This window comes from Pantoea sp. BR_17, from assembly GCF_041955125.1.
Lineage (GTDB): Bacteria > Pseudomonadota > Gammaproteobacteria > Enterobacterales > Enterobacteriaceae > Pantoea > Pantoea stewartii.
Window position 1 is genome coordinate 87,921 of sequence record NZ_JAVAXT010000001.1, and the last position, 26,104, is coordinate 114,024.

23 protein-coding genes and 1 pseudogene are annotated in these 26,104 nt (G+C 54.4%); 13 read left to right on the forward strand and 11 right to left on the reverse strand.

Annotation, left to right across the window (positions count from 1 at the left end; all coding sequences use genetic code 11):
* Nucleotides 1-72: 72 nt before the first annotated feature.
* The 3 genes from znuA to lpxM all read left to right on the forward strand — a co-directional run bounded on the left by znuA (nt 73) and on the right by lpxM (nt 3,454).
* Nucleotides 73-1,020 carry a zinc ABC transporter substrate-binding protein ZnuA gene (gene znuA, locus RAC60_RS00370; protein ID WP_375092426.1) on the forward strand — a complete coding sequence of 316 codons (948 nt, stop codon included), beginning with the start codon at nt 73-75 and terminating at the stop codon, nt 1,018-1,020.
* A 14-nt stretch (nt 1,021-1,034) separates the two neighbouring features.
* On the forward strand, nt 1,035-2,366 hold the full coding sequence (gene mepM / locus RAC60_RS00375) for a murein DD-endopeptidase MepM (protein WP_033741971.1): 1,332 nt from the start codon (nt 1,035-1,037) through the stop codon (nt 2,364-2,366).
* Nucleotides 2,367-2,479: 113 nt separating this feature from the next.
* On the forward strand, nt 2,480-3,454 hold the full coding sequence (gene lpxM, locus RAC60_RS00380; RefSeq protein WP_375092427.1) for a lauroyl-Kdo(2)-lipid IV(A) myristoyltransferase: 975 nt from the start codon (nt 2,480-2,482) through the stop codon (nt 3,452-3,454).
* 28 nt (nt 3,455-3,482) lie between these two features.
* On the opposite strand, the gene RAC60_RS00385 is transcribed toward lpxM, so the two are convergent.
* Both RAC60_RS00385 and pyk read right to left on the reverse strand, forming a co-directional pair.
* Nucleotides 3,483-4,715 (reverse strand): MFS transporter, encoded by a 1,233-nt coding sequence (locus RAC60_RS00385; RefSeq protein WP_375092428.1) that lies wholly within the window; start codon nt 4,713-4,715, stop codon nt 3,483-3,485.
* Between the two features lie 84 nt (nt 4,716-4,799).
* Nucleotides 4,800-6,242, reverse strand: a complete 1,443-nt coding sequence (gene pyk / locus RAC60_RS00390; RefSeq protein WP_033741964.1) for a pyruvate kinase — start codon at nt 6,240-6,242, stop codon at nt 4,800-4,802.
* An 803-nt stretch (nt 6,243-7,045) separates the two neighbouring features.
* Between pyk and zwf the strand changes: the two genes are divergently transcribed.
* Together zwf and RAC60_RS00400 are read left to right on the forward strand one after the other, a co-directional pair.
* Complete coding sequence (gene zwf / locus RAC60_RS00395) at nt 7,046-8,521, forward strand: glucose-6-phosphate dehydrogenase (protein WP_006120280.1); 1,476 nt, start codon at nt 7,046-7,048, stop codon at nt 8,519-8,521.
* A gap of 189 nt (nt 8,522-8,710) precedes the next feature.
* Complete coding sequence (locus RAC60_RS00400) at nt 8,711-9,349, forward strand: bifunctional 4-hydroxy-2-oxoglutarate aldolase/2-dehydro-3-deoxy-phosphogluconate aldolase (RefSeq protein ID WP_033741962.1); 639 nt, start codon at nt 8,711-8,713, stop codon at nt 9,347-9,349.
* 37 nt (nt 9,350-9,386) lie between these two features.
* On the opposite strand, the gene purT is transcribed toward RAC60_RS00400, so the two are convergent.
* Nucleotides 9,387-10,565, reverse strand: coding sequence for a formate-dependent phosphoribosylglycinamide formyltransferase (gene purT / locus RAC60_RS00405; RefSeq protein WP_375092664.1), 1,179 nt, complete (start codon nt 10,563-10,565; stop codon nt 9,387-9,389).
* A gap of 172 nt (nt 10,566-10,737) precedes the next feature.
* Here purT and RAC60_RS00410 point away from each other — a divergent pair, with 172 nt between their 5' ends.
* Nucleotides 10,738-11,382: a tellurite resistance TerB family protein gene (locus RAC60_RS00410; RefSeq protein ID WP_205951952.1), complete on the forward strand. Its 645-nt coding sequence runs from the start codon at nt 10,738-10,740 to the stop codon at nt 11,380-11,382.
* Between the two features lie 117 nt (nt 11,383-11,499).
* Nucleotides 11,500-13,572, forward strand: a complete 2,073-nt coding sequence (locus tag RAC60_RS00415) for a prolyl oligopeptidase family serine peptidase (RefSeq protein WP_058701796.1) — start codon at nt 11,500-11,502, stop codon at nt 13,570-13,572.
* Here the strand turns inward: RAC60_RS00415 and exoX are convergent.
* A complete protein-coding gene (gene exoX / locus RAC60_RS00420) occupies nt 13,556-14,224 on the reverse strand; it encodes an exodeoxyribonuclease X (protein WP_033741958.1) in 669 nt (222 codons plus the stop codon). The two genes, RAC60_RS00415 and exoX, sit on opposite strands and share 17 nt — an antisense overlap.
* Nucleotides 14,224-14,454: a DNA polymerase III subunit theta gene (locus tag RAC60_RS00425; RefSeq protein ID WP_006120290.1), complete on the reverse strand. Its 231-nt coding sequence runs from the start codon at nt 14,452-14,454 to the stop codon at nt 14,224-14,226. The genes exoX and RAC60_RS00425 overlap by 1 nt, the downstream gene beginning before the upstream one ends.
* Before the next feature lie 150 nt (nt 14,455-14,604).
* Here RAC60_RS00425 and copC point away from each other — a divergent pair, with 150 nt between their 5' ends.
* From copC to RAC60_RS00445, 4 genes are all read left to right on the forward strand, one after another.
* Complete coding sequence (copC, locus tag RAC60_RS00430) at nt 14,605-14,979, forward strand: copper homeostasis periplasmic binding protein CopC (protein WP_033741957.1); 375 nt, start codon at nt 14,605-14,607, stop codon at nt 14,977-14,979.
* A 4-nt stretch (nt 14,980-14,983) separates the two neighbouring features.
* Entirely contained in the window at nt 14,984-15,859 is an 876-nt protein-coding gene (gene copD, locus RAC60_RS00435) for a copper homeostasis membrane protein CopD (RefSeq protein ID WP_033741956.1), read from the forward strand.
* 28 nt (nt 15,860-15,887) lie between these two features.
* The gene (locus RAC60_RS00440; protein WP_006120293.1) at nt 15,888-16,235 is read left to right on the forward strand and encodes a YebY family protein; all 348 of its coding nucleotides are present in this window, start codon (nt 15,888-15,890) and stop codon (nt 16,233-16,235) included.
* A gap of 357 nt (nt 16,236-16,592) precedes the next feature.
* On the forward strand, nt 16,593-17,051 hold the full coding sequence (locus tag RAC60_RS00445; RefSeq protein WP_375092429.1) for an MEKHLA domain-containing protein: 459 nt from the start codon (nt 16,593-16,595) through the stop codon (nt 17,049-17,051).
* Nucleotides 17,052-17,107: 56 nt separating this feature from the next.
* On the opposite strand, the gene RAC60_RS00450 is transcribed toward RAC60_RS00445, so the two are convergent.
* Nucleotides 17,108-18,652, reverse strand: coding sequence for a methyl-accepting chemotaxis protein (locus tag RAC60_RS00450; RefSeq protein WP_375092430.1), 1,545 nt, complete (start codon nt 18,650-18,652; stop codon nt 17,108-17,110).
* Nucleotides 18,653-19,201: 549 nt separating this feature from the next.
* Between RAC60_RS00450 and RAC60_RS00455 the strand changes: the two genes are divergently transcribed.
* Nucleotides 19,202-19,396, forward strand: coding sequence for a hypothetical protein (locus RAC60_RS00455; protein WP_006120296.1), 195 nt, complete (start codon nt 19,202-19,204; stop codon nt 19,394-19,396).
* Between the two features lie 42 nt (nt 19,397-19,438).
* On the opposite strand, the gene RAC60_RS00460 is transcribed toward RAC60_RS00455, so the two are convergent.
* From RAC60_RS00460 to mdtJ, 3 genes are all read right to left on the reverse strand, one after another.
* Nucleotides 19,439-20,572 (reverse strand): acyltransferase, encoded by a 1,134-nt coding sequence (locus RAC60_RS00460; RefSeq protein ID WP_263757919.1) that lies wholly within the window; start codon nt 20,570-20,572, stop codon nt 19,439-19,441.
* A gap of 309 nt (nt 20,573-20,881) precedes the next feature.
* Nucleotides 20,882-21,211 carry a multidrug/spermidine efflux SMR transporter subunit MdtI gene (mdtI, locus tag RAC60_RS00465; protein WP_375092431.1) on the reverse strand — a complete coding sequence of 110 codons (330 nt, stop codon included), beginning with the start codon at nt 21,209-21,211 and terminating at the stop codon, nt 20,882-20,884.
* On the reverse strand, nt 21,198-21,542 hold the full coding sequence (mdtJ, locus tag RAC60_RS00470) for a multidrug/spermidine efflux SMR transporter subunit MdtJ (RefSeq protein ID WP_375092432.1): 345 nt from the start codon (nt 21,540-21,542) through the stop codon (nt 21,198-21,200). The genes mdtI and mdtJ overlap by 14 nt, the downstream gene beginning before the upstream one ends.
* A 601-nt stretch (nt 21,543-22,143) precedes the next feature.
* On the opposite strand from mdtJ, the gene RAC60_RS00475 reads away from it, so the two are divergent.
* Nucleotides 22,144-23,166: an AraC family transcriptional regulator gene (locus tag RAC60_RS00475; protein WP_039343127.1), complete on the forward strand. Its 1,023-nt coding sequence runs from the start codon at nt 22,144-22,146 to the stop codon at nt 23,164-23,166.
* Here RAC60_RS00475 and RAC60_RS00480 read toward each other — a convergent pair.
* Nucleotides 23,105-24,163, reverse strand: a complete 1,059-nt coding sequence (locus RAC60_RS00480) for an alpha/beta fold hydrolase (protein WP_039343124.1) — start codon at nt 24,161-24,163, stop codon at nt 23,105-23,107. The genes RAC60_RS00475 and RAC60_RS00480 overlap by 62 nt on opposite strands.
* Nucleotides 24,164-24,534: 371 nt before the next feature.
* Nucleotides 24,535-26,098, reverse strand: a pseudogene (locus RAC60_RS00485) (IS66 family transposase).
* Nucleotides 26,099-26,104 lie beyond the last annotated feature (6 nt).

Genomic DNA, 26,104 nt, shown 5'->3' on the forward strand with positions numbered 1-26,104 from the left:
TTACAGGTTGCGCAGAATTTCGAATGTTATAATATCACATCCAATCTGTTGATGACGAAGGAATGACGCATTATGTTACATAATAAAAAAGGGGTGGGTTTTACCCTGGCTGCGCTTGCTTTTGCTACCGCCGTTGCTTTGCCCGCTCATGCCAATGTAGTGGCCTCCATTAAGCCTGTTGGCTTCATTGCCTCTGCGATTGCGGACGGGGTAACACCGGTGGAGGTCTTGCTGCCTGATGGCGCATCCGAACATGATTATGCCCTGCGTCCGTCTGATGTAAAACGCTTACAAAACGCGGACTTAGTGGTCTGGGTGGGACCAGAAATGGAAGCGTTTATGACCAAATCAGCCGCCGCCCTGCCAGAAAAAAAGAATCTTGAGATAGTACAAATTCCCGGCGTAAAAACGATGCTGCTGCGGGGCAGTGAAGACGATGATCACGATGACCATGAGGCAGCAGAGCACGATCACGATGCAGAGCATCATCACCATCACGGTGAGTTTAATATGCACTTGTGGATGTCACCTGAAATCGCGCAAAAAACCGCGGTTGCAATCCATGAAAAATTATTGGAACTTATGCCGCAGGATAAAGCCAAACTTGACGCCAACCTGCAGCATTTTGAGGCAGAATTAGCGGACACAGATAAGCGCATTATCTCACAGCTTGCCCCCGTTAAAGATAAAGGGTATTTCGTTTTTCACGACGCTTACACGTACTTTGAAAAACACTACGGTCTCTCGCCCACCGGGCATTTTACCGTTAACCCAGAAATTCAACCGGGTGCACAGCGCTTACATCAAATTCGAACACAGTTGGTTGAGAAAAAGGCCGTTTGCGTCTTTGCTGAGCCACAATTCAGGCCGGCGGTCATCGATGCTGTTGCCCGTGGAACGCAGGTGCGTAAAGGCACGCTCGATCCACTGGGCACAGACATCAGCTTAGGAAAAGACAGCTATGTGAAATTCCTCTCACAGCTGTCGAGCCAGTATGAGACCTGCCTGAAAGGAGCATAGAGGAATAGTTTAACGTGCAGCAGATAGCCCGCTCTGTCGCCCTCGCATTTAATAATTTGCCGCGCCCCCACCGCGTTATGCTGGGATCGTTAACCGTTGTTACTCTGGCCGTCGCAGTCTGGCGGCCTTATGTTTACCATCCGAATGATGATGTTACGCCCATCGTCAAAGCCATTGAGTTAGACAAAAACGAGTTTCGCACACTGCTTCCTGAAGCCAGTGAACCTATCGATCAAACCACGCCCGAACCCGATGAAGAACTGCCTTCAGACGACGTCGATCAGGATGTCGCCGATACGGCAGGCACGCACGATTACACCGTCTCCTCTGGTGACACGCTCAGCAGCGCACTGAACCAGTATGGCATCGACATGAGCGACATTAATGCGCTGGTGGCCAGCGATAAAGATCTGCGTAATTTGCAGGTCGGTCAGCAGCTCAGCTGGACGCTCAATGATGCCGGCGCACTGGATACCTTTACCTGGGAAATCTCGCGTCGTGAAACCCGCACCTATACGCGCACCGATAAAGGTGGCTTTAGCATGCAGTCGCAGATGCAAAAGGGTGAATGGCGCAACAGTGTGATTCAGGGCGAAGTCCGCGGCAGCTTTGCCGCCAGCGCTATGCGTGCCGGTTTAAGCAGTGCAGAGGCCAGCAGCGTGATCAAAGCCATGCAGTGGCAGATGGATTTTCGTAAGTTACGCGCGGGCGATAAATTCAGCGTGCTGATGTCGCGCGAAATGCTGGAAGGCAAGAGCGCGCAAAGCCAGCTACTGGGTGTGCGTTTGCGCAGCGGCGGCAAAGATTATTACGCGTTCCGGGCCGAAGACGGCAAATATTACGACCGCAGCGGTGCGGGCCTGGCGCGGGGCTTTATGCGTTTCCCCACTGTGAAACAGTATCGTGTCTCGTCGAACTTTAATCCGCGCCGTCTTAATCCGGTGACGGGCCGAATTGCACCACACAAAGGTGTCGATTTCGCGCTGCCGGTTGGTACGCCTGTGCTGGCTGTGGGCGATGGCGAAGTCGTGGTGGCCAAAAACGGCGGTGCCGCCGGTAACTATGTGGCCATCCGTCACGGCCGTCAGTATATGACGCGTTACATGCACCTTAAAAAAGTGCTGGTGAAACCGGGGCAAAAGGTAAAGCGTGGCGATCGTATTGCGCTCTCCGGCAATACCGGCCGTTCAACCGGACCGCATCTGCATTTTGAGATCTGGATTAATAATCAGGCTGTTAATCCCCTGACGGCCAAGCTGCCGCGCATGGAAGGTCTGACGGGCAAAGATCGTTCGCAGTATCTTGCTCAGGTCAAAGGCTGGTTACCGCAGTTGGGGATGAAGTAAATACTTTGATAACGTCGACGGCATGGCCGTCGACTTTTTTATCTCTGGCGCAGGATGATTGCAAATTTACTCGTCGCCACTATCATTAGCCCGTCATTGATTGAGGCGAGTGCATGGAAACCCGTAAAAAAAATAACATTGAATTTATTCCCGTTTTTGAACGTTCTTTTTTAAAGCCAAAATACTGGGGCAGCTGGCTGGCCATTGGCGCGCTGGCGGGTATTGCATTGATGCCGCCTCGCGTGCGCGATCCGCTTCTGGGAGGGCTCGGCAAGTTTGCTGGTAAGCTGGCGAAGGGCGCGCGTCGCCGTGCGCTCATCAATCTCTATTACTGCCTGCCTGAATTAAGCGAATCTCAGCGTGACGCGATCGTCGATCAGATGTTTGCCACCGCACCGCAAGCCATGGCCATGATGGCCGAGCTGGGTATGCGCGATCCGGCACAGATCCGACAGCGGGTTGAGTGGCACGGTCGGGAAATCATTGATCAACTGCAGGCCGACAAGCAGAACGTGATTTTTCTGGTGCCGCATGGCTGGGCTGTGGACATTCCGGCCATGCTGCTGGCCTCAGAGGGACAGATAATGGCCGCGATGTTCCATAACCAGAGCGATCCGCTGGTGGACTATGTCTGGAACCGTGTCCGCCGTCGTTTTGGTGGTCGTATGCATGCGCGCAACGATGGCATTAAGCCGTTTATCAGTTCGGTCCGTCAGGGCTACTGGGGCTATTATCTGCCTGACCAGGATCACGGGCCGGAACACAGTGAGTTTGTCGACTTCTTTGCCACTTACAAAGCTACCTTACCCGCCGTTGGCCGGTTGATGAAAGTCTGTCGCGCCCGCGTCGTGCCGCTGTTTCCGGTGTATAACGGAGCAAGGCATAAGCTGGAAATTTACGTTCGTCCGCCGATGGATGACTTACTCGAAGCGGATGACCGTCAACTGGCGCGCCGGATGAATGAAGAGGTAGAAGTGTTTGTGCGTCCGCATCCGGAACAATATACCTGGATACTGAAACTGCTTAAAACCCGAAAAGCGGGTGATGTCGAACCCTACTCGCGAGACGAGCTTTATCCTCGTAAATAAAGAAAGGCCGCATGGCGGCCTTTCTGATTTAGACGGGCGTTACTTTGGCGTGACGCCTGCGTTCCCGCAGAAACATCAGCACCAGGCCAAACCACAGGACACCACTGATAAAGTTGATCAGGCTAAACCAGATCACCCCACCGCTAAAATAGAAGTGCTTCGCCAGCTCAATGCCGGTAGCCAGTGTCAAAATGCTGATCATGCCCAGCATGGCCGCGACGCTGCCTTTACCTTCATCGCTGGCATAGAGCGTCAGCCGGTAAAGTCCGGCATTCACCATCCCGCCGCCGAACGCGTACAGGCTTAATCCTGCGGTAATCAACAAATAGCTGTGTGTGTTTATCAGCGTGGAAAATAAAGCAAGGCTTAACCCGAGTAATATGGGCCAGGCGGCAAATTTCACGGGTTGCTCAATCGGCATCCGGCCAACCAGTTTGCTCAGGGTCAGGTTACCGGCAATCATTGCCATAAATACCGGCAGCTGGAGCATGGCGTACTCCATTCGTGAAAGTCCTTCATCACGCATCAGAATGACCGGGGACAGGGCCACCCAGGTCAGAATGGGAATGAAAACCAGTCCGATGGCAAAGGAACCAAACATCACCTGACGATCTTTTATCAGTCGGCCATAATTGCGCGCCAGCACCGGCAGCGCAATGGACTGGTGACGATCGCCGGCGGTTTCAGGCATGACCCGCCAGAGTACGATAAACGCCACGGCGCTGCAGGCGGCAAACAGCCAGAACATGCTGCGCCAGCTTCCGACCGTGAGCCAGGCGGCGCCGGCCAGAGGCCCGGCGAGCGGTGCCAGCAGGGCGACATTCGCCATCAGCGCCATAATGCGCACGGCCAGTGCTTCCTCGAACGCTTCCTGAATGGCTGCATAGCCGACCGCACCAATAAAACACAGGCTAATTCCCTGCAGGAAACGCAGACTGACGAACTGCTCAATGTCGCTGACCCAGGTAGTCAGAATACAGGCGGCGGCAAAAAACAGAATGCCGGACAGCAGCACAGGCCTGCGGCCATATTTATCGGACAACGGGCCAAGCAGCCATTGTAAAACCACGCCACCCAGTAAATAGGCCGTGAGAGAGGTGGAAACCCACTGATCGCCTACGTCGAATTCGGCGGTGACCAGCAACATGCCGGGTTGGATCATATCGTGAGCAATATAGGTGGCGAACTCATAAAGCACCATCGCCAGCGGAAACAGCATCACGCGTCCGGTCAACTGGCGGATGGGTTGATAACGGGCCATCTGGCCTCCTTATGAAAAAACAAAAAACGCGACTGCAAGGCAGCCGCGTTTAAATGGTAATACAGATGTGTATGAAAAGCGGTATTAATCGACGCGCAGCACCCGGCCGGTGTTAGTCGTGCCGGTTGCCCCCATCACATCCCCTTGCGTGACGACTACTAAATCACCGGAGACGAGGAAGCCTTTGTCACGCAGCAGATTAACGGCGTCATGGGCGGTGGCCACGCCTTCGTTATCGCTGTCGAAAAACACGGGCGTCACGCCGCGATACAGCGCGGTGATATTCAGCGTACGTTCGTGGCGCGACATGGCAAAGATCGGCAAACCTGATGTGATACGTGAGGTCATCAATGGCGTACGACCGGATTCCGTCATGGTAATAATGGCGGTCACGCCCTGCAGGTGGTTCGCCGTGTACATGGCTGACATGGCGATCGCTTCTTCGATATTATCGAACTGCACATCCAGACGGTGTTTAGAGACATTCACGCTTGGGATTTTCTCGGCACCCAGACAGACTTTTGCCATGGCGGCAACGGTCTCCGCCGGATACTGACCGGCAGCGGTTTCGGCTGACAGCATTACCGCATCGGTGCCGTCCAGCACGGCGTTGGCGACGTCCATGACTTCAGCGCGGGTCGGCATAGGATTGGTGATCATTGATTCCATCATCTGTGTCGCGGTGATGATGGTACGGTTCAACTGGCGCGCACGACGGATAAGGGCTTTCTGAATCCCGACCAGTTCCGGATCGCCAATTTCCACGCCCAGGTCGCCACGGGCAACCATCACCACGTCAGAGGCCAGAATGATGTCATCCATGGCTTCCTGCGAGGCGACCGCTTCGGCACGTTCTACTTTCGCGACCATTAACGCGTCACAGCCCGCATCGCGCGCCAGACGGCGGGCATAGTGCATATCCTCACCACAACGCGGGAAGGACACCGCCAGATAGTCCACGTTGATTTTGGCGGCCGTGATAATATCGGCTTTGTCTTTCTCCGTCAGGGCTTCAGCCGACAGGCCTCCGCCCAGTTTGTTGATGCCTTTATTGTTAGAAAGCGGGCCACCTACTGTTACTTCGGTAAACACTTTGACGCCCTGAACCTCCAGCACCTTCAGCTGGACGCGACCATCATCCAGCAGCAGGATATCGCCGGGTACCACATCCTCGGGCAGACCTTTATAGTCAATGCCGACGCGTTCTTTATCGCCTTCGCCTTTGCCCAGCGCCGCATCAAGCAGGAATCGGTCGCCCACGTTCAGGAAGACTTTACCTTCTTTAAAGGTGGAGACACGAATTTTAGGGCCTTGCAAATCGCCCAGAATGGCCACATGTCGACCGAGTTTTGCCGCAATCTGACGCACTTTATCGGCACGCATCTGGTGATCTTCGGGCGTACCGTGTGAAAAGTTAAGACGCACAACGTTGGCACCAGCAGCAATGATTTTTTCGAGATTGTTGTCGCGGTCAGTGGCTGGGCCGAGAGTGGTTACGATCTTGGTTCTTCTTAAACGTCGGGACATAGAGATTCCTTTGAATTTTGGAACTGAGCTGAATCGTTACTTTTTAAGGTATTAGCCCGTCAGATACTGATTACCACACAGAGGTATTATTATACATTCGAGTGTGTCAGAACTGTGGCACTGCGCCCGGAAGACGTCCAGTAAAGGCGCTTTTGTCAGATACAATACTGAGACTCACCGAGGAAGTCATCCCCCCTTCGACGCTAGCGCCAGCTTAATTGACCAGACGCAAGTGACGCAGCCATTCTGCGTGTCACAACGCGGCAGGCTGAACAGCCCGTTCATCTGTATCGTAGTTACAGCCGGGCCGCGCGTAACAGATCAGAGTGTTGCGGTCGTTTGTTTGCCGGTGGGGAAGGCATCGTCTGTTGTTTGGCCCACGAAGCCGGTGTAAACAGCGAAAAGCGCAAAGCGGCAAGTGTTGCACCGGCGCATTATCCCGACCAGATAGGGAGTAAATATCTGTTAGAATGGATAAATGCTGAGATGAAAGGCAATGCTGCCGGGGTGACCCTGTAGAATCAGCCGCGGGGCAAGGTCTGATAAGTCGGCTGGCCCTTTTTTTGCCATAATCAGCGTCGCACTAGCTGCAGCCAGACAATTTTTGACACAGAAAAATAAGCGAAAGCGCACGGGTCAACCTACCACAGACGCGAATTACGCGCAGAGTAAGTAGGGTGACGCCGCGGGCTGGTTTACCTGGCCTGGGGAAAAAAGTACATTGTGCTGAAAGTAAATAACAACATGGACCCGGTGCTCAGGATGCATCGCCACCGGGACTATCCTGCAACGAGGAGAGGAAAATGGCGGTAACACAAATAGCCCAGGCATGCGATCTGGTAATTTTCGGCGCCAAAGGCGATCTCGCCCGTCGTAAACTGTTGCCCTCGCTGTATCAGTTAGAGAAAGCGGGTCAGATTCATGAAGAAACCCGGATTATCGGCGTTGGCCGTGCAGAGTGGGATAAAGCTGAATACACCAAAGTGGTGCGTGAGGCGTTAGAAACCTTCATGAAGGAAAAGATTGACGAAGCGCTCTGGGATAAGCTCAGTAACCGTCTCGATTTCTGTAACCTTGATGTCAACGATACTTCGCATTTCCCAAGACTGGGTAAGATGCTGGATCAGAAAAACCGCACCACGATTAACTATTTCGCCATGCCGCCCAGCACCTTCGGGGCCATTTGTCAGGGCCTCGGCATGGCCAAGCTCAATGCGAAACCGGCGCGCGTGGTGATGGAAAAACCGCTCGGCACGTCGCTGGAAACGTCAAAAGAAATCAACGACAGCGTAGGCGAGTATTTCGATGAGAGTCAGGTATTCCGTATTGACCACTATCTGGGGAAAGAAACGGTTCTGAATCTGCTTGCGCTGCGTTTCGCAAACTCCATCTTCGTGAACAACTGGGATAACCGCACCATCGATCACGTGCAGATTACCGTGGCTGAAGAGGTGGGTATTGAAGGCCGTTGGGGTTATTTCGATAAAGCCGGGCAGATGCGCGATATGATCCAGAACCACCTGTTACAGGTGCTGACCATGATAGCAATGTCTCCGCCTTCCGATCTCAGTGCCGACAGCATACGCGATGAGAAAGTGAAGGTGCTGCGTTCGCTGCGTCCTATCGATCAGACGAATGTCCGTGAGAAAACGGTGCGGGGTCAGTACACCGCCGGCTTTGTGCAGGGCAAAAAAGTCCCCGGCTACCTGGAAGAAGAGGGCGCCAACAAAACCAGCTCTACGGAAACCTTTGTGGCCATTCGCGTCGATATCGACAACTGGCGCTGGGCGGGCGTGCCCTTCTATCTGCGCACCGGTAAGCGTTTGCCGACCAAGTGTTCTGAAGTCGTGGTGTACTTCAAAAACCCGGAGATGAACCTGTTTAAAGACTCTTACTCCGAGTTACCGCAGAACAAACTGACCATCCGTCTGCAGCCGGATGAAGGGGTGGACATTGAGATCCTGAATAAGGTGCCGGGTCTGGATCACAAACACAAACTGCAGACGACCAAGCTGGATCTGAGCTACTCAGAAACCTTTAACCAGTCTCATCTGGCGGATGCGTACGAGCGTTTACTGCTGGAATCGATGCGCGGCATTCAGGCACTGTTCGTGCGCCGTGACGAGGTGGAAGCCGCCTGGACTTACGTTGACTCCATCATCAACGCCTGGGCCGCAGATGGTGATTCCTCCAAACCTTATCAGGCCGGCACCTGGGGACCGGTGGCGTCCGTCGCGATGATCACGCGAGACGGCCGTTCCTGGAATGAATTCGAATAATCCCTTCCCAGCCCGCATAATGCGGGCTTTTTTTTGCACCATCTCTCAAAAATGAACTGCTGTTTTAAAAATTTTATCCGTTGATGGACGGTGAAACGGAGAATCCTGTATGGTAGTCGTGCTGTTAACCGGACTGGCGCTGTAAAGGCTTCGGCGCAGTGATCACAATGTTATTTACCAGGGGAAGTGATGAAAAACTGGAAAACGAGTGCAGAACAGATTCTGAAAACCGGACCGGTCGTGCCGGTAATCGTGGTTAACAAGCTGGAACATGCGGTTCCCATGGCTCAGGCGCTGGTCGCCGGCGGCGTCAGGGTGCTGGAAGTGACCTTACGCACGCCCGTTGCGATGGATGCCTTACGCGCCATTATCAAACAGGTGCCAGAGGCTATTGTCGGTGCGGGGACGGTGCTGAACACACAGCAGCTCCAGGAAGTGACGGAAGCGGGCGCACAGTTTGTAATCAGCCCTGGTATCACCGAGTCCTTACTCAAGGCCGCCGTTGAAGGGCCAGTTCCGCTTATTCCCGGCATCAGCACGGTGTCAGAATTAATGACCGGCATGGATTACGGTCTGCGAGAGTTTAAATTTTTCCCGGCCGAAGCCAACGGCGGGGTAAAAGCGCTACAGGCCATCGGTGGGCCTTTCCCTCAGGTGCGTTTCTGTCCGACGGGCGGTATCTCACCAGCGAATTACCGTGATTATCTGGCGCTGAAAAGCGTACTTTGTATCGGCGGCTCCTGGCTGGTGCCGAACGAGGCGCTGGAAGCAGGGGACTGGCAGCGTATTACGCAACTGGCCAGCGAGGCCGTCGCGGGGGCCCGCTAACGGGCAGACGGTGAGCCCGCAGGCTCACCGCACTCACTTACCCCTGAACGTTGACGGCAGCCGCACTGGCTACCGCGCGCGCAACAGCCTCTTCCGTTGTCTCGGCGCAGGCCAGAGCAACACCTAAACGACGCTGACCTTCAATTTCGGGCTTGCCAAACAGGCGCAACTGCAAACCCGCCCCCAGTGCTGCTTCTACATTCGCAAACCGGACATTCTGGCTGGTTAACTGCGGCAGAATAACGGCTGAAGCAGAAGGGCCGTACTGGCGAATGGCCCCTACAGGCAGCCCCAGGAACGCGCGGACATGCAGGGCGAATTCTGACAGATCCTGCGAGATCAGCGTCACCATGCCGGTGTCGTGCGGACGCGGAGAGACTTCACTGAATACCACTTCGTCGCCGCATACAAACAGCTCCACACCAAATAATCCATAGCCACCCAGTGCGTTGACCACGGTTTCCGCGATATGCTGGGCACGCTGTAGCGCCAGGGCGCTCATCTGCTGCGGCTGCCATGACTCACGGTAATCGCCGTCTTCCTGGCGATGACCGATAGGGGCGCAGAAATGAATGCCGTCAACGGCCCTGATGGTCAGCAGGGTGATTTCAAAATCAAACTTCACCACGCCTTCAACGATAACGCGTCCCGCCCCGGCGCGACCGCCTTGTTGCGCATAATCCCAGGCCTTATCCAGCTGGCTGGCATCGCGAATAAAACTCTGGCCTTTGCCGGATGAACTCATAACGGGTTTGACGATGCAGGGAAAACCAATCCCGGCGGCGGCAGCGACAAAATTTTCTTTGCTGTCGGCAAAGCGGTAGGTTGAAGTGGGCAGCGCCAGCTCCTCTGCGGCCAGACGACGAATGCCTTCGCGGTTCATGGTGAGGCGGGCAGCGCGGGCAGTGGGCACGACGCGCTGACCTTGCTGCTCCAGCTCCAGCAGTTTCTCTGTTGCGATGGCTTCAATCTCAGGCACCACGAAGTCTGGTTTCTCCTGGGCAATAACGGCGGCCAGTGCGTCGCCGTCCAGCATATTTATCACATGACTACGGTGCGCTACATGCATCGCAGGCGCATTGGCGTAGCGGTCAACCGCAATCACTTCCACACCCAGACGCTGACATTCCAGCGCGACTTCTTTGCCCAGTTCTCCTGAGCCTAACAGCATGACGCGCGTGGCAGCAGGGCGTAGCGCAGTTCCGAGAGTCGTCATCATTTCACCTAAGCAGTCAACCAGTCAAAATTCGCGCGCAGTATAAACGAAAACGTTTGCGTTCTCACCCCTTGCGCACATTTCATCTCGTTTGCGCTACTTTTCCTGCTCTGACGTTTCCTGACATCTTTTTGGTAATGATGATGTTTCTGGATGGTAACGGGAGTAAATAATGAATAACTGGCTGCAACAGATTCAATCAGTACTGGCAAAAAAGAGCGGTGACGGCAAATCCGGCGGCGGGCTGAGTGAGATGCTGGCCCCCGGTGCGCTGGGTGGCCTGGCGGGATTGCTGGTGGCCAGTAAATCATCACGCAAGCTGTTAACTAAATATGGCGGCAAAGCCTTAATCATCGGCGGCGGGGCAGCAGCGGGCGCGGTGTTGTGGAACAAATACAAACAGCGGGTGCGTGAAACCCATCAGGACGAACCGGGTTTTGGTGAGTTACAGACGCCGGTTGATCAGCGCGCAGAACGACTGGTCACGGCCTTGGTGTTTGCCGCCAAAAGCGACGGGCATATTGATGACCGTGAACGTGCGGCGATTGAGCAGAACATTCATCAGGCAGGCTATGGTCAGGATGCGGAGAAACTGATCCAGCAGGCCATGCAGCGGCCGCTGGACCCCGAATGGCTGGCGGCGGATGTTAAAAATGAAGAAGAAGCACTGGAACTCTATTTTCTCAGCTGTGCCGCCATTGATGTCGACCATTTTATGGAGCGCAGCTACCTGTCGGCACTGGGCGACGCGCTAAAAATTCCGCAGGATGTCCGAAAAGGTATCCAGCAGGATATTGATCAGCAGAAGGCCAGTTAACTCATGTCCGGGCCCGTAACAGGGCCCTGAACACGCTCATACTCACTATCCCTGACTTGGCATCTGAAGACATTAGTGCCACCCTTAATGTTGATGATGTTCAGCAGGATGGATGATATGAAAGCACCTGACGCGAAAAAAATACCTTACGAGATGTCGCTGCATGGCGAGACGCGGGTCGATAACTACTACTGGTTGCGTGATGACAAACGCGAAAACAGCGATGTGCTGGACTACCTGCGTGCTGAGAACAACTATGGTCAGAAAATCATGGCGTCACAGGAGCCATTACAAAACCGTATTCTCCACGAGATCATTGACCGACTGCCGCCTCAGGACCATTCCGTTCCCTACGTAAAAAATGGCTACCGCTACCAAAGCCGTTATGAAAGTGGTAACGAATACGCCGCCTATTACCGGCAGCCTGCCAGTTATCAGGAAACTGATGAATGGACGTTGCTGCTGGATGCCAATCAGCGGGCTTCACACAGTGATTTTTATACTATGGGCGCGCTGCATATCAGCCCGGACAATCAGGTCATGGCCCTGGCAGAAGATTTCCTTTCCCGCCGCCAGTACGGCATTCGCTTTCGCAATCTGGAAAACGGGAGCTGGTATCCTGAGGTGCTGAATGATGCCTCTTCCAGCTTTGCCTGGGCGAATGATTCACGCACGCTCTACTATGTGCGCAAGCATCCGCAAACGTTGCTGTCTTACCAGCTCTGGCGGCATGAACTGGGCACGCCACAAAGCGATGACCAGCTGGTTTATGAAGAAAAGGATGATACGTTTCACCTCAGCATTCATAAAACCACCTCAAAACAGTTCATCCTGATCGTACTGGACAGTACCAATACCAGTGAAATTCAGCTGCTGGACGCCGATTTGCCGGATGCCCTTCCACAGGTCTTTCTGCCACGGCGACGCGATCACGAGTACAGCCTCGACCACTATGACTTTACGTTTTTTATACGCTCAAACCGTGAAGGCAAAAATTTTGGCCTGTACCGCACGCGTTACCTCGACGAATCGCGTTGGGAAACCGTAATCCCCGCGCGTGACCATGTGGTGATGGAAGACTTTCAGCTCTTCCGTGACTGGCTGGTTGTCGAGGAACGCCAGCGCGGCCTCACCAGCCTGCGGCAAATGAACTGGCACACGGGCGAAACCAGCGGTATCGCATTTGACGATCCTACGTACGTAACCTGGCTGGCTTACAACCCCACGCCACGCACCAGTAAACTGCGCTATGGCTACTCCTCCATGACCACGCCTGCCACGCTGTTCGAACTGGATATGGACACGGGTGAACGCCGTATTTTAAAGCAGAGCAGCGTCAAAGACTTCAATCCGGATGAGTACAAAAGCGAACATCACTGGATTACCGTGACTGACGGCACCGAAGTGCCGGTCTCGCTGGTCTATAACCGCAAGTACTATCAGAAGGGACAGAATCCGATGCTGGTTTACGGTTATGGTGCCTATGGCAGCAGCATGGATGCGGACTTCAGCGTCAGCCGGCTGAGTTTGCTGGATCGCGGTTTTGTCTATGCACTTGTGCATGTGCGTGGCGGCGGTGAGCTGGGGCAACAGTGGTATGACGGCGGTCGTCTGCTCAACAAGATGAACAGTTTTACCGATTTTATTGACGTTACCCATGAACTGGTGGCAAGGGGTTTCGGGCACCCGGACCGGCTTTATGCCATGGGCGGCAGTGCGGGCGGACTGCTGATGGGGGCGGTCATTAATCTCGCACCGACCCTGTATCACGGCGTCGTTGCGCAGGTGCCGTTTGTCGATGTGTTAACCACCATGCTTGATGAATCAATTCCGCTGACTACGGGCGAGTATGACGAATGGGGCAACCCAAATGAGGCGAAGTATTACCACGCTATTCGTCAGTACAGCCCGTACGACAATATTGACGCCCGGCCCTGTCCTCATCTGCTGGTTACCACAGGCCTGCACGATTCACAGGTGCAGTACTGGGAACCGGCGAAATGGGTCGCAAAACTGCGTGAACATAAAACGGATGACACACTGCTCCTGCTCTGTACCGATATGGACTCGGGGCACGGTGGCAAGTCAGGGCGTTATAAAGCCTACGAAGGCGTCGCGCTGGAGCTGACCTTTATCATTGCACTGGCCCAGGGGAGTCTGCCCCCGCCTGACCTCAGGGAAGCTGACTGAGATATTTACGCAGCGCCTGTCGCAATGGCGGGCGCAAATCTTTGACGTTCTCCAGCATCCATTTCAGATAACCCGGATCTTTGCGGGCAATAACGGCCAGCGCCTGGCCGCGATACTTACCAAACGGCAGTACATCATCGCGCTGGGCGGCAGGCTGAGAGCGCTGGCTCATTTCAGCGGCGCTCCAGCCAGACAGGTCCATAATGCGGATCAACAGGGCCGCCGTAACATAGCAGTCGTAAAGTGCGCGGTGAGCATGTAAATCTGCGGGCGGCGTCACTTCCAGCTTCAGACTGTGCCGCAGCGCCTGATTCCCGTATTTGATGCCTGGCCACAGCTGGCGTGCCAGCGTCATGGTGCAGATCCAGTCGCCGGCCATCTCAGGCAACATCCGGCGGTCGAAGCTGGCATTGTGCGCGACATAATATGCACTGCCGTGGTAGCGCGTAATGGCATCTTCAATCGGCGGCTTACCCATCACCATCGCTTCAGTGATGCGATGAACGGCCATCGCCTGGCGGCTGATAGGGCGGTCGGGTGAAACCAAATCGCTCATAGGATTGACGATCTGGCCGTCAATCACATCCACGGATGCCACTTCGACAACGCCGCCTTGCAGCCCGCAGGTTTCTGTATCAATGACACGTAACATTATTTCTGTTTAGGCTCGTAGGGCAGGCGGGACAGATTCAGAGAGGCCTGGCGATAGTGCATCAAGCGCTGACGAAACCAGTCGCGCAGGGCTTCGGGTTGTTCACTGGCCACCATTTCAGCCACCACAGGCATGTTATAGCGTTCTTTAAATGCAACGCCTGCCGCCGCCAGATCAACGTTGACTTTGTCTTTCTCTTCCTGCGACAGCAAGGCAAGGTTATGACTCATGATATTCTCCTGATATGCGTGCGCAAAAGTAATGTTTTCCTCCGCCATACGCAAGGTAAAGGATAGCATTGCTGGCCTCGACAGTTAAATTGCAGCGGCGTATTCTTGCGCCACGTTTATGGCCTTACCAGGCGTTAACAGGATGATGTTATGAAGAAAACATTACTTTCGCATGGCGCAATGATCGCGTTTGCGACCTCGACACTGGCTTTTAGTCCGTTCGCGCTGGCGCACGCGCATCTTACGTCCTCTGTCCCCGCCGCAAAAGCCGAAATATCGCCCGCGCCGCAGCAGATAACCCTGAATTTTACGGAAGATGTTGAGCCCGCGTTCAGCGGCGTTGAGGTGGTGGATGCTCAGCATAAAACGATTGCGGGCAAGATCAGCCGCGATAAAGCCCGGCATAACCAGTTACGGGTTAACTTCGCTCAGCCGCTGACTCAGGGCGCGTATCAGGTAAACTGGCATGTGCTGTCCGTGGACGGGCATAAAACAAACGGAAATTATACGTTCACCGTGAAGTAATCCTGTGACGACACTGTGGGTGGTGCTGCGGGCACTGCATTTTACGGCGGTTATAGTACTGGTCGGCAGCCATTTTTGTACGACGCTGCTGGCGCCCGTTTCGTTACGGGCGGCGCTGATATCGCGCCTGTCACGCCTGATGACAGGCAGTGCAATCCTGGCACTCCTGACTGCGCTGTGTATGCTGGCCGCGCAGACGGCATTGATGAGTGGCGACTGGCACAACCTGGCCGTGCCGGACGTATGGATGGCGGTGCTGTCTACACACTGGGGCGCGGTGTGGCAATGGCAACTCCTCTTTTCGTTGTGCAGCGTAGCCGCTATCCTGATGCGTGACCCGCAGCGGCAGTGGATCGGGTGGCTGACCAGTCTGCTACAGTGTGGTTGTCTGGCGCTCATCGGCCATGCCGCGATGCGGGAGGGGTTAGCTGGCATCGCGCAACAAGGTAATCACGTTGTACATCTGATCGCCGCATCTTTTTGGACGGGTGGCCTGGTGCCGTTACTGGTGTTGATGCAGATGGCACGGAACATTGCCTTCCGAACCACCGCAATCCGCACGATGATGCGTTTTTCCCGCTACGGGCATCTGGCTGTGGCCCTGACGCTGGTCACCGGACTGGTAAACAGCCTGCTGATTGCAGGCTGGCCGGGTGACTGGTCGCTTAACCGTTATGTTGTACTGTTGCTCTGTAAAGTCGCGCTGGTGGGCCTTATGGTGATGATTGCGCTCTGGAACCGCTACCGATTAGTTCCGCGTTTTCATGTCGCTGGCCTGGGCGCACAGCAGCAGTTTATTCGCATGACTCAGCTGGAAATTGTGCTGGCATGCGGCGTAGTGGGGTTGGTGAGTGTGTTTGCTACGCTGTCGCCAACCTGAAATGACCGACATTCAAGAAAGGAACGTTATGTTGCTGAAAAAAGCGATCCCTGCATTGCTGTTATTCACACTGGCTGGCCAGGCGCTGGCGGCACAAATTATCACCGTCAGCCGCTTCGAAATTGGCAAAGAGAAGTGGCCCTTTAACCGGGAAGAGGTGATGTTAACCTGCGAGAAAGACGGCGCGCTGTTTGCGATTAACCCCAGCACGCTGATGCAGTATCCCCTCAACGACAAAGCGGATGCGCAGTTCAAGGCCGGTCAGGTTAAAGCGCAGCCGATCAGCGTGATTCAGGCCCCGGATAAAGCCCATCCGGGTCAGATGATGAGTCTGCAGCCCATCGTCGATCGTGCTCAGGCGCTGTGCGCGAAATAACACGCGATACAGCAGGGTTGTCGGCAAAATTGTTTAGCCGATCACAAACCTGTCGGTTTTTTGCACAGCGCCGCTGCGCTGGCTGGAAAATCTCCTGTCTTGGCCTACGCTTTACAGGCAAGGCGAAAGCCTGAACGAATGCCAACTTTTAGCGCACGGCTCCTTGAGAGCCCTTTCCCTGGACCGAATACCTGGAATAGTGTTCGGTCTTTTTTTATACCCGACGCGTCTTAATATCTATCCCGGTCGCCAATAAGCCGGAACGCACCAGGCACTGTCATCTTCCCGCCCTTGATCTCCCCCTGTAATCCCGCCACATTAGCGTTTCGCATTCTGATTTTCGTTACGGAGAGAAGCATGTCGTCTGAACAGCAAATCGCCTTACTGAAACGCATTGATGACCGCTACCGGATGCTGACCGGCAGCGGGTTATACTGTCCTGAGCACGTAGCCGATCGTTACCGCTGGCTCCACGAGGATGCGCCGTACAGTATTCTCGCGCATAACCGTGAGGCCGATCCGGTTTTTGTCTATGCCAACCGCTGTGCGCTGGATTGTTTTCACTACAGCCTGGCGGAGATGCTGCAACTGCCCTCACGGCTCAGCGCCGGGCCTGCCGACAGGGCGGAGCGGCAGCGTTTGCTGGACAGCGTGAGGCGCAATGGCACCGCCACAGGTTATAGTGGCCCGCGCGTCAATAAACAGGGTGAGACCTTCACCATCTACGAGGGTGAAGTCTGGCAGTCAGAAGAACACGAAGCGGACTGGGGGCAGGCCGCCTTGTTCTGGCCTCGTCCCCGTCAGTCGAGAAAGTAAAATAACGTCGTGCCACGTCATACCTTACCTGCGATGACGTGGCGCAATGGCGTGCGTTACACGCGGAAGGCTTCTACCATGCCGCGCAGCGCATGGGCCTGCTCGGACAGAGATTGTGAAGCCGAAGACGATTCTTCCACCAGTGCCGCGTTATTCTGCGTTACGCTGTCCATCTGACTCACCGCGACGCTGACCTGTGAAATGCCCTGCATCTGTTCGGCGGAGGCAAGGGAAATTTCATCCATCGCACTCGCGAGGTCGCCCACCATGCTGACAATTTTCAGGATACTTTCACCCGTGCCGTTGGCCACTTTGACGCCGCTTCCCACTTGCTCCACCGCCTGCTCAATCAGAGATTTTATCTCTTTTGCGGCAGTGGCGCTGCGCTGGGCCAGCGTGCGGACTTCGCCTGCCACGACCGCAAACCCGCGTCCCTGTTCACCCGCCCGCGCGGCTTCAACGGCGGCATTCAGCGCAAGAATATTGGTCTGAAAAGCAATGCCTTCTATCACGCCGGTGATATCGCGAATTTTGGCGGCGCTCAGGGAAATATCGTTCATGGTTTCTGACATCCGGTGGACATCACTCTCACCGCTGCGGGCCAGCTCTGCCGTTTCACGCGCCGTTGAGGCCGTAGTTTGAGCACCGGCGGTATTACTTTTTACCGTCGCAGTTAACTGCTCCATGCTGGCCGCCGTTTCCTGCAAGGCAGCAGCCTGCTGTTCAGTACGCGAGGAGAGTTCGGTATTTCCCTGGGCGATTTCCTCTGCCGCCAGGGCAACATTGCCCGACGTTTGTTTAATTTCTGAGACCAGCCCGCGCAGCTTCGCCTGCATACCATCCAGGGACGCAAGCAGGCTGGTGGTGTCATGGCGACGCAGCGAAACGCTGGATGTCAGGTCACCCGCCGCAATTGCAGCGGCCAGCGCCTGCGCCTGGGCGGGCTCACCGCCCAGTTGACGCATCAGCACACGCGTAATCACATAGCCGGTTGCTACCGAGAACAGGACAGAAAGCACGGCTAGCAGCACCAGCGTTACCGACGCCCGGCTGGTGGACTGGCTGTTAACTTCTACGGCGTTACGGCTGCTATGCATCAGAATATCGGTGGTTTTATTAAGCGCATCCAGCATATTGCGTTGCAGTGGACGCAGGGTCGTCATGAGATAGCGCGTCGCTTCTGTTTGCTCATTTTTTAGTCCCAGTTGCCCGGCCGTCACGAAGGACGCCATCATCGGTGCTTCAAGTTCCCTGATATGACTCAAGGCAGCCTGTTCTTCCGCTGTAGACTGAGTCTGCATCATGGTTTCAAGCGTCTCGCGGTTTTGAATGAACAATGCTTTCTGCGTATTAAGGCGTTGTAACTCTGGCTGCATTTCTTTGTCGTCGGTGAGCAGGGCCAGATTTCGCACGGCTATCGCCAGATCGCGCAGTCCGCCACGCATATCCAGAATAAGTTGGTATTTTCGCATTTTGCTGTTCACGACATCGTCCATGCCCGTTTTGGCATGATGCAGGGAGGTCAGAGAAACGGCAGTACAGAGGATCAAAAGGAGAATGAGCAGGCCGAAACCCGTCGCAAGCCGTGTAGAGATTTTCATAATAAGATTCCTGATAAGGAGCGGTTTCGTTCTCTATCGGCATCAGAAGCATAAATAATTAATGGAAAATGCAAAATTTACATAAATATCGTTAATATTTTATTTCGCACCATTGAAAATGATCTTAATCAATAAATGGTCATATAAAAGGATTTCATTGTGAAACAGGGGGATGAATGATGAAAAACAAAGAATTTCTTTATGTATTACATCGCGAAAGGATGTGTTTTTGGGATGATAGGTAAATATAAGTGGTGATTCCTCCCTAACCCTGATGCGCCGTACAGCCTGGGCCGAATCCGGACCCGAAAAACGTTAAGCTCAGCACGTTTTTGCGATGCGTAAGGGGGACGCGCCTGTCTTTTTGCTGAAGTGTGAGGGGCGATTATCCCGAGCCCGCACAGGGCCGCGACCGTCATGTGTGTCCCCTGGGTGACTGAAAATATGTGAGGCAGGTAACAATATTGACGAAAATTTTAAGTTTATCAGACACTCCCTTACCCTGATTTCTTCACCATAGCGACTCCATTCACAGCATGGGATAGCACAATGCGGAAATCATTAGCAGTGGCCTGGATGTTTTTGATTGTCTCGTTTGGTTCTGCCGCACAAAGCCTGGTACACAGCAGGCACGATCCGACGCATCTCGTCGGACTGAAAACGTACAGTAGCCTTGCCGATACGCCGGAATCACCGGATGAGCATGTGAGGGAAAAGCAGCATGATGTAGGCAACGCATTATGATGTGAGGATAAAAATGGCTCGCCCTGGCGAGCCATATTGGTATTACAGGGCAGGTTTGGGAGCCAGCACTTTTTTGCCCAGTCTGATGCCCGGTTTCTCAACATACTGGTACAGCAAAGAGGCCAGGCCATACGTCAGCGGCAGAGATACGGCACAGACAATCAGGAAACGCGTGACATCACTCTGGTAAGCAATATCCGTTTGTTTCAGCAACAGCGCGATAGCCGGAATCACAATCAACAGATGCAGCAAATACACGGAAAAAGAGACATCGCCCAGCCATGTACTCAGGCGGTTGTTTAACACCTTACGTGGAAGCTGAATGAGGCGCGCCATCAGACTGTTTTCCTGATACTGCCACAGCACCGCCGCCATGCCGATAATCATCAAGGCTTCCATCACCACCTGAAGTTTGATCGCGCCTAACCCGATAAACACACTGACCACCGGGCCAGCAAGGGCAAAGACCACATAGAGTAGGGACTTGCGCCGTACGGCCTCCGCCAGCAGCATGCCCGAAATAAACATATTAAGTTTAATCAGAATCATGGACGGCATTTCAAAAGCTTCGTAATAGTCAGGCAGCAGATAACGGCCGGCACAGCTCAGCGCCATGATGCACAGCAATGCCGGAGCATAACCGAAGCGCATAACCGCCAGCATGATAAAGGGAAACAGCAGATAAAACTGCATTTCCAGCCCGATACTCCAGTCGGGCAGCGTGGTGTTAAAGCCATAGGCGGGCAGTACGCCAAACAGGAAAGAGAAATGCGTCACGACATTCATGAGTGACTGATCGGCATAGCGCGAGGCATCGGTCGCTGTGCCCGAATAAACGTGTGCGATCGTGTCGCGCATCTCGCCAAACCAGGGGCCAGAGATGAGCGCGACCGCCAGCAGCAGATAGTAAAGCGGGGCGATGCGAAAAAAACGCCGTAGCCAGAATTTCTTGATGGTTTCCGGGCTTTGCCACGGCTCTTTTTCCTGACGTTCGACATAGTTTTTTGCCATCAGGTAGCCCGAAAGCAGGATAAACAGATCCACACCAATCCCCGGAGAAGAGAGTAGAGTGATATGGCAATGGATAAGCAAGCTTATGTGTCCCAGCAGTACCCAAAGAGAAGCAATCCCCCGTAACCCTTCCAGTTCCGTGGACCATCCTCGCGTTGCAGACATGGTAAAACCTCGTTAATCAATTATTTATACTGGATCCAAAGGCATCACTAAGCCCTAACAGTCGGATCAAGTCCACCTGCAATGATAAAAGTAAGAGGATTCTGACATTATGATGAATAATCGATCTGCGTGATAATACACACACCTTTGAGTGGCTCAGAAGTGACTGTCGATGGCAAAGGTCAATCCCTTTCTCAGACGTGCCTGCCACTGGGGATAAGAGGGACGTATTTTCATAAACAGCAGGGCAGGACGGCATTGCAGACGTACGGGTAAAGGGCGGAAAGGGGACGTCTGCGTCCCCTGTTCTCAGGCCAGTTTCAGTATAACCATGCCCAGCAACAGCAGAGCCAGGCCCGCCCAGCCTTTGCGGTTCAGGCGCTGACCAAAGAGAATGCCGCCTGCAGCAACGGTGGCGACGAGACCAAACCCGCCCCAGAGCGCGTAAGCCACGGAAAGATCGATACCTTTCACGGCCTGCGACAGCGCACTGAATGCCAGCAGCACACAGCCCAACGACGCGATGCCGGGCAGGGGCTTTTTAAAACCGTTGCTGTACTTGAGCATGATATTGGCGGCAATTTCCAGCAGGACAGCCAGTGCCAGCCAGGCAAAATGAATCAGATCAGGCAGGGTCATGATCGGCCTCCTTCTTGCTGCCGGTTTTCATCAGCAGAATGCCGACAATCAAGGTGACCAGACCGCAGATTTTCAGCGGCGATACGGTTTCATCAAACAGATGCACGCTAAACAGCGTGATCAGCATAATGCCCATACCTTCCCAGAGGGCATAAGCGACCCCCAGTGCGATACGTTTGATGGCAAAACTCAGGAAGATATACGAACAGGCAATCATGCCCAGCATAATCAGATAGCCGCTCTGGCTTTGATTCAGGCTGGACCATTTCATGGTCAGGGTACCCATGATTTCCGCAACAATAGCGAGTGCTAATAATCCCCATGCGCGCATGGTTTTTTCTCCACAACTAGCGTCGTAATTAACCCACCGTGATGCCACGGCAGAAAGGAATAAACGAGCGGAAAGGGGACTAAAGCGCGCTGCGCCAGTGCTGATCGAGGGCGTTAACGCTGAGTAATGCGAGGAACGAAAGGGCGGTAAAACGGGGAATGAACATCCTGCTCATAATTTCACAATGCATCCACGTTATTGCTTCTCTTCAGTGGACGGGTAAAGCCTCCGGTAATAAACACCCACACTTTATACCACTACTGGCGTTAAAAGCACAGCGCGATATTGTAAGTTGAATTGACATAAATCAGAGCAATCATGCTTATTATTCGTAAGCGTCACATTTAGACCGTATATATACATACGCAGATATGTGTTTTCTCAGACTTAAGCTGATGCACTGTTTTGGATATTAATTTCAGGCTGGGGGGAGCACACAGATTCTTACGTTATTCAAAATGACGAATTCATAAGTCTGGAAAGCGTAGAAAGAGGGGGACATGTTGAATTGTTGACGATTTATATGCCTGGTAGTGTTTTTTTGTGCCTGTTTATGGCACAACATATTCCTTGATATAAATGCTTTGCGTACAGGTATCACATGCTGGCCATTCCCTTTCCCTGGTTCACCCTGTCTATTTTACTTATTTTACTGTTGAAGGTTTGCCGGCAACGCCCCACAGGCTATCGCAACAGCGCTACCTTTATTGCGGGCTGTTCGCTGCTGGTCATGATGTCAGCCCTGCGCTGGCAGTTCGATCTTATTCTGCTGCGCCAGCTGCAGTCTGTCATCGCGATCACCCTGCCACCGCTTGCCTGGCACTGCTTTGCCTGCGTTACAGGACAGCGCTTACAGCAAAAAGTCGCCACTTTTGTGGGACCGCCGACACTCGCTCTGGTGCTGAACCTTACTGCTCCGGCAACCACGGATGTAGTACTGATGCTGCTCTATATCGGCTATGGTTGTGCCCTGATTCGAACGGCGCTGTCGGGAAGCGATACGTTCATTTTCAGACGACTTAGCGACAGCACTTCAACCTCATCACTTGCTTTTATCGCAGGATGCTTTCTCTGTTTTTCCGGACTGACCGATCTGACCATCGCACTCAACTTCCATTTTTGTCAGGGCCAGCAGGCACCGCAGCTGGTCGCAACCTCGCAGGCTATTCTGTTGCCATTTGTCTGTTTTGCCATTGTCGGTAGCGGCCGTCCGTCATTTCCGGCCGGGGAATCTGTATTGCCACCCGAAGAGCGTAAAGAGAACAATAGTGAAGCATTTGTCCCGACTTATCAGCGGGTCAACGCGCTGATAAGTGAGCAGAATCTGTATCTGAATCCCGACCTGACATTGAATACGCTGGCAAGAAAAACCGGGGTCCCCGCCCGCCAGATTTCAAAAGCGGTGAACCTGACGTGCGGCTGCAATGTCTCGCAGTGGATTAACGGCTTGCGCATTGACTATGCACAGCAGCTTCTACGGAATACAGACCTGCCGGTAACGGAAGTGATGCTGGAGGCCGGTTTTGCTACCAAATCAAACTTTCATCGCGAGTTTCTTCGTATCAGCGGTGTGACTCCGACGGATTACCGCCGGGCCACGGCTGAAACTCGAGAGCCTGATTGAGGAAGGCGCTGATATCCAGGGCGAGCTGACGGTGAATCGCAGCGCGACTCCGGGAGCCGCCATCCTGGCAGACAATCTCATCGCCCGGTTCTTTTTCTGCGATTAATGCCATCGCACCCGGTTTACACTGCTGCATAAAACTAAAGTGCGTGGCCCCTTCGACATTTACTATCCGCCTTACTGCGGCAGGGATATACTGAGCCAGGTAGCCCGATTCCAGCCTGGCGGGTAGCTCATCACTGTCCGCCTGAGCCGCCATAATCAACACCGGTACTGCAATCTGAGAAAGTGATTCTGGCGTGAATCCACGGGCCAGCCCCAGATCGAGTGAGACAACCGCTTTGATTGCCGGCTCACCTTCGTCTGCGTTCAGCCGCCCGTCAGCTTCATCGATACCCAGCGTCTGTATTAACTTGCAGCCAGCCAGCCTGACGTGTGCCCGGCAATCATTCTGAAAGCGTGCGGAGTCAAAGCGTGCCCCAGCCAGTTCAAGCACCGTCCAGCCGCCGAGAGAGTGTCCGGCGGCAGCGATTCTCTGCGTATCAACTTTTCCGGCAAGAGAGGGAGTTGAGATAATTTTCACCATCGCCCGTCGGAGATCCTGCGGCCGGCGCCAGAGTTCCTTCGCATCCTGCGGCCGTTTGTTAAGTGTTGTCGTGCCGGGATGGTCGACCGCCGCCACAATATACCCCTGAGCCGCCATTTCCGTTGCCAGCCAGTTCAGATTGCGCCAGTTGCCACCATAGCCGTGAGAAAGCAGTAGTAACGGATGCTCGCCCGCTTCCGGTGCAGCGTCGCGCAGCACAGAGGTGCCGTAAAAGGCTATATTGTCACCTATTTTTTCCGGCGAGCCGGTTGCCACTGTGGGGTACCAGATAGCGATATCGAGAGGACGGGAATTATCCTCGTGGATATTTAGCTGCCGAAAAGCCGTGTTGGCATACGATGTGATGCTAAAGACAAGAGAAAAAAGAAAGCAAAAAAGGGGCCGTAACATAACGATCTCCGGTAAGTAAACAGAGACGCATTGTGGTCACGAACGCCCGGTTAATGCGTCCTGAAACGCGATCGAGGACGTTAATAGCTGAGTTTCCGGAAGGTTGCTACCGGGAATTCTTTGCAAAAAAATGCGTGTGGCACGGCATTGTCTCTCCGGACCATTGTCTCAAACCACCAATCGCATCAGCGGCAAAGGTCAGGTACGATAAGATCAGTTTGGATATCGACAGATAAGGCAACCGCAGGTGTTTGCGCCGCCCCGGTGATGTTAATGCACACACCACTTTCTGTCATGCTGATGACCATCCAGCCCGGATGGCCTGGAGCCATTGATGAACTCTACTCGAAGCATGCTATAGAGTTTTAAGGTCAACTCTGAGCTAATACAGCAGATGCGAGATCAACTTTCCACGGCAGCAAATCACGCACCCTGTTTACCGGCCAGTCCTGGATATGACCGATGACGTAACGCAGCCATGCTTCCGGCTCCACGCCGTTAAGCCGGCACGTGCCGATCAGTGAGTACAGTACAGCAGCACGCTCTCCGCCCTCATCTGAACCGACGAACAGCCAGTTTTTCCGGCCCAGGGCAACGCCGCGCAGCGCGTTTTCCGCGATGTTGTTGTCTATCTCGGCCCAACCGTTGCTGCAGTACAGGTTCAGCGCGTCCCACTGTTTCAGCACGTACGCGAACGCCTTCGCCGTATCAGAGTGGCGCGACAGCACCTTCATCTGTACCTGTATCCAGTCGTACAGCGACTGCATCAGCGGGACGCTCTGCGCTTTACGGACTGCCGCGTATCTCCGCCTCGATGGCATACAGCTCACCGATGCGCCTCAGCGCTTCGGTTGTGATATCGGTCGGGGTACGGACGTGAACGTCGTGGATTTTTCGCCGGGCATGGGCCATGCAGGCCGCTTCCGTTATGCGACCGTCTTCATACAGTGCGTTGTAGCCACCGTACGCGTCCGCCTGCAGGACACCGCTGTACCCGGCAAGGTGCTGTTGTGGATGAACGCCTTTCCGGTCCGGTGAGTATGCGAACCATACCGCAGGCGGGAGCTGTGAACCCGCGTTGCGGTCATCCCGGACGTAGACCCACAGGCGGGCCGTGCGGGTTTTACCGCTGCCCGGCTCCTGCACTGGCACAGGGATATCGTCTGTATGCACCTTACCCGGCATCAGCACGCACTGCCGCAGCAGGTCGTACAGCGGCTCCAGAAGCTCGCTGACCGCACCGGACCAGCGCCCTAGCGTGACACGGCTCAGCTCCACGCCCTGGCGACGGTATATTTCCGACTGGCGGTAGTGCGGCGTGTGCTCGGCGAACTTCGCCGTAACGATGCGTGCCAGCAGACCGGGACCTGCATAGCTGCGCTCTATGGGTTTTGAGGACATCGGGGTCTGAACGATATTGTCGCACTGACAGCAGGCCAGCTTCGGACGCTGCGTTTCAATAACCTTAAAAGCGCTACTGATGAGCTCCAGTTGCTCCGACACGTCGCAGCCCAACGCTATGAGGTTGCCGCCGCACGCCGGACAGGCGATTTCGGCGGGCGGCAGAATGCGGGTTTCGCGGGGAAGTGAGGCCGGCAGTGGTTTACGGGCGGAAGTATGGCGCAGCGGCTGCGGGAGTGCCGGGTCATGTTGCTCACCCAGGACCTCCGCCATTTCCTCCTGCAGGGCGCTGATGCGCTCCTCAGCCTCGCGCACCTGACGCTGCGTTTTATCCCGCAGCTTTTCGGAGCTTTTGCCGAACTGCATGCGCTGCAGCCTAGCGACCAGCGCCTTCAGACGGTTGATTTCGCTGGCGTACGCAGCCACCCGCTGCAAGAGCAGGCGGTTATACTCCGCCATTTTGCGGATGGTGGTCTGCTGTTCCTGCAGCAGAGCCCTGAGGCGGGCATTTTCATCAGGGTATGAGGTGTCCATGCCTCC

Bases quoted from the DNA above. Each gene is read 5' to 3' on its own strand.
- RAC60_RS00450 (WP_375092430.1), bottom strand. From the start codon at position 18,652: ATGAAAATCTCTACACGGCTTGCGACGGGTTTCGGCCTGCTCATTCTC.
- purT (WP_375092664.1), bottom strand. From the start codon at position 10,565: ATGACGACTCTCGGAACTGCGCTACGCCCTGCTGCCACGCGCGTCATG.
- znuA (WP_375092426.1), top strand. From the start codon at position 73: ATGTTACATAATAAAAAAGGGGTGGGTTTTACCCTGGCTGCGCTTGCT.
- RAC60_RS00425 (WP_006120290.1), bottom strand. From the start codon at position 14,454: ATGAGTCATAACCTTGCCTTGCTGTCGCAGGAAGAGAAAGACAAAGTC.
- mdtI (WP_375092431.1), bottom strand. From the start codon at position 21,211: ATGACCCTGCCTGATCTGATTCATTTTGCCTGGCTGGCACTGGCTGTC.
- RAC60_RS00385 (WP_375092428.1), bottom strand. From the start codon at position 4,715: ATGGCCCGTTATCAACCCATCCGCCAGTTGACCGGACGCGTGATGCTG.
- pyk (WP_033741964.1), bottom strand. From the start codon at position 6,242: ATGTCCCGACGTTTAAGAAGAACCAAGATCGTAACCACTCTCGGCCCA.
- RAC60_RS00480 (WP_039343124.1), bottom strand. From the start codon at position 24,163: ATGTTACGGCCCCTTTTTTGCTTTCTTTTTTCTCTTGTCTTTAGCATC.
- RAC60_RS00440 (WP_006120293.1), top strand. From the start codon at position 15,888: ATGTTGCTGAAAAAAGCGATCCCTGCATTGCTGTTATTCACACTGGCT.
- copC (WP_033741957.1), top strand. From the start codon at position 14,605: ATGAAGAAAACATTACTTTCGCATGGCGCAATGATCGCGTTTGCGACC.
- RAC60_RS00415 (WP_058701796.1), top strand. From the start codon at position 11,500: ATGAAAGCACCTGACGCGAAAAAAATACCTTACGAGATGTCGCTGCAT.
- RAC60_RS00410 (WP_205951952.1), top strand. From the start codon at position 10,738: ATGAATAACTGGCTGCAACAGATTCAATCAGTACTGGCAAAAAAGAGC.
- RAC60_RS00455 (WP_006120296.1), top strand. From the start codon at position 19,202: ATGCGGAAATCATTAGCAGTGGCCTGGATGTTTTTGATTGTCTCGTTT.
- RAC60_RS00445 (WP_375092429.1), top strand. From the start codon at position 16,593: ATGTCGTCTGAACAGCAAATCGCCTTACTGAAACGCATTGATGACCGC.
- lpxM (WP_375092427.1), top strand. From the start codon at position 2,480: ATGGAAACCCGTAAAAAAAATAACATTGAATTTATTCCCGTTTTTGAA.
- zwf (WP_006120280.1), top strand. From the start codon at position 7,046: ATGGCGGTAACACAAATAGCCCAGGCATGCGATCTGGTAATTTTCGGC.
- exoX (WP_033741958.1), bottom strand. From the start codon at position 14,224: ATGTTACGTGTCATTGATACAGAAACCTGCGGGCTGCAAGGCGGCGTT.
- RAC60_RS00475 (WP_039343127.1), top strand. From the start codon at position 22,144: ATGCTGGCCATTCCCTTTCCCTGGTTCACCCTGTCTATTTTACTTATT.
- RAC60_RS00400 (WP_033741962.1), top strand. From the start codon at position 8,711: ATGAAAAACTGGAAAACGAGTGCAGAACAGATTCTGAAAACCGGACCG.
- RAC60_RS00460 (WP_263757919.1), bottom strand. From the start codon at position 20,572: ATGTCTGCAACGCGAGGATGGTCCACGGAACTGGAAGGGTTACGGGGG.
- mdtJ (WP_375092432.1), bottom strand. From the start codon at position 21,542: ATGCGCGCATGGGGATTATTAGCACTCGCTATTGTTGCGGAAATCATG.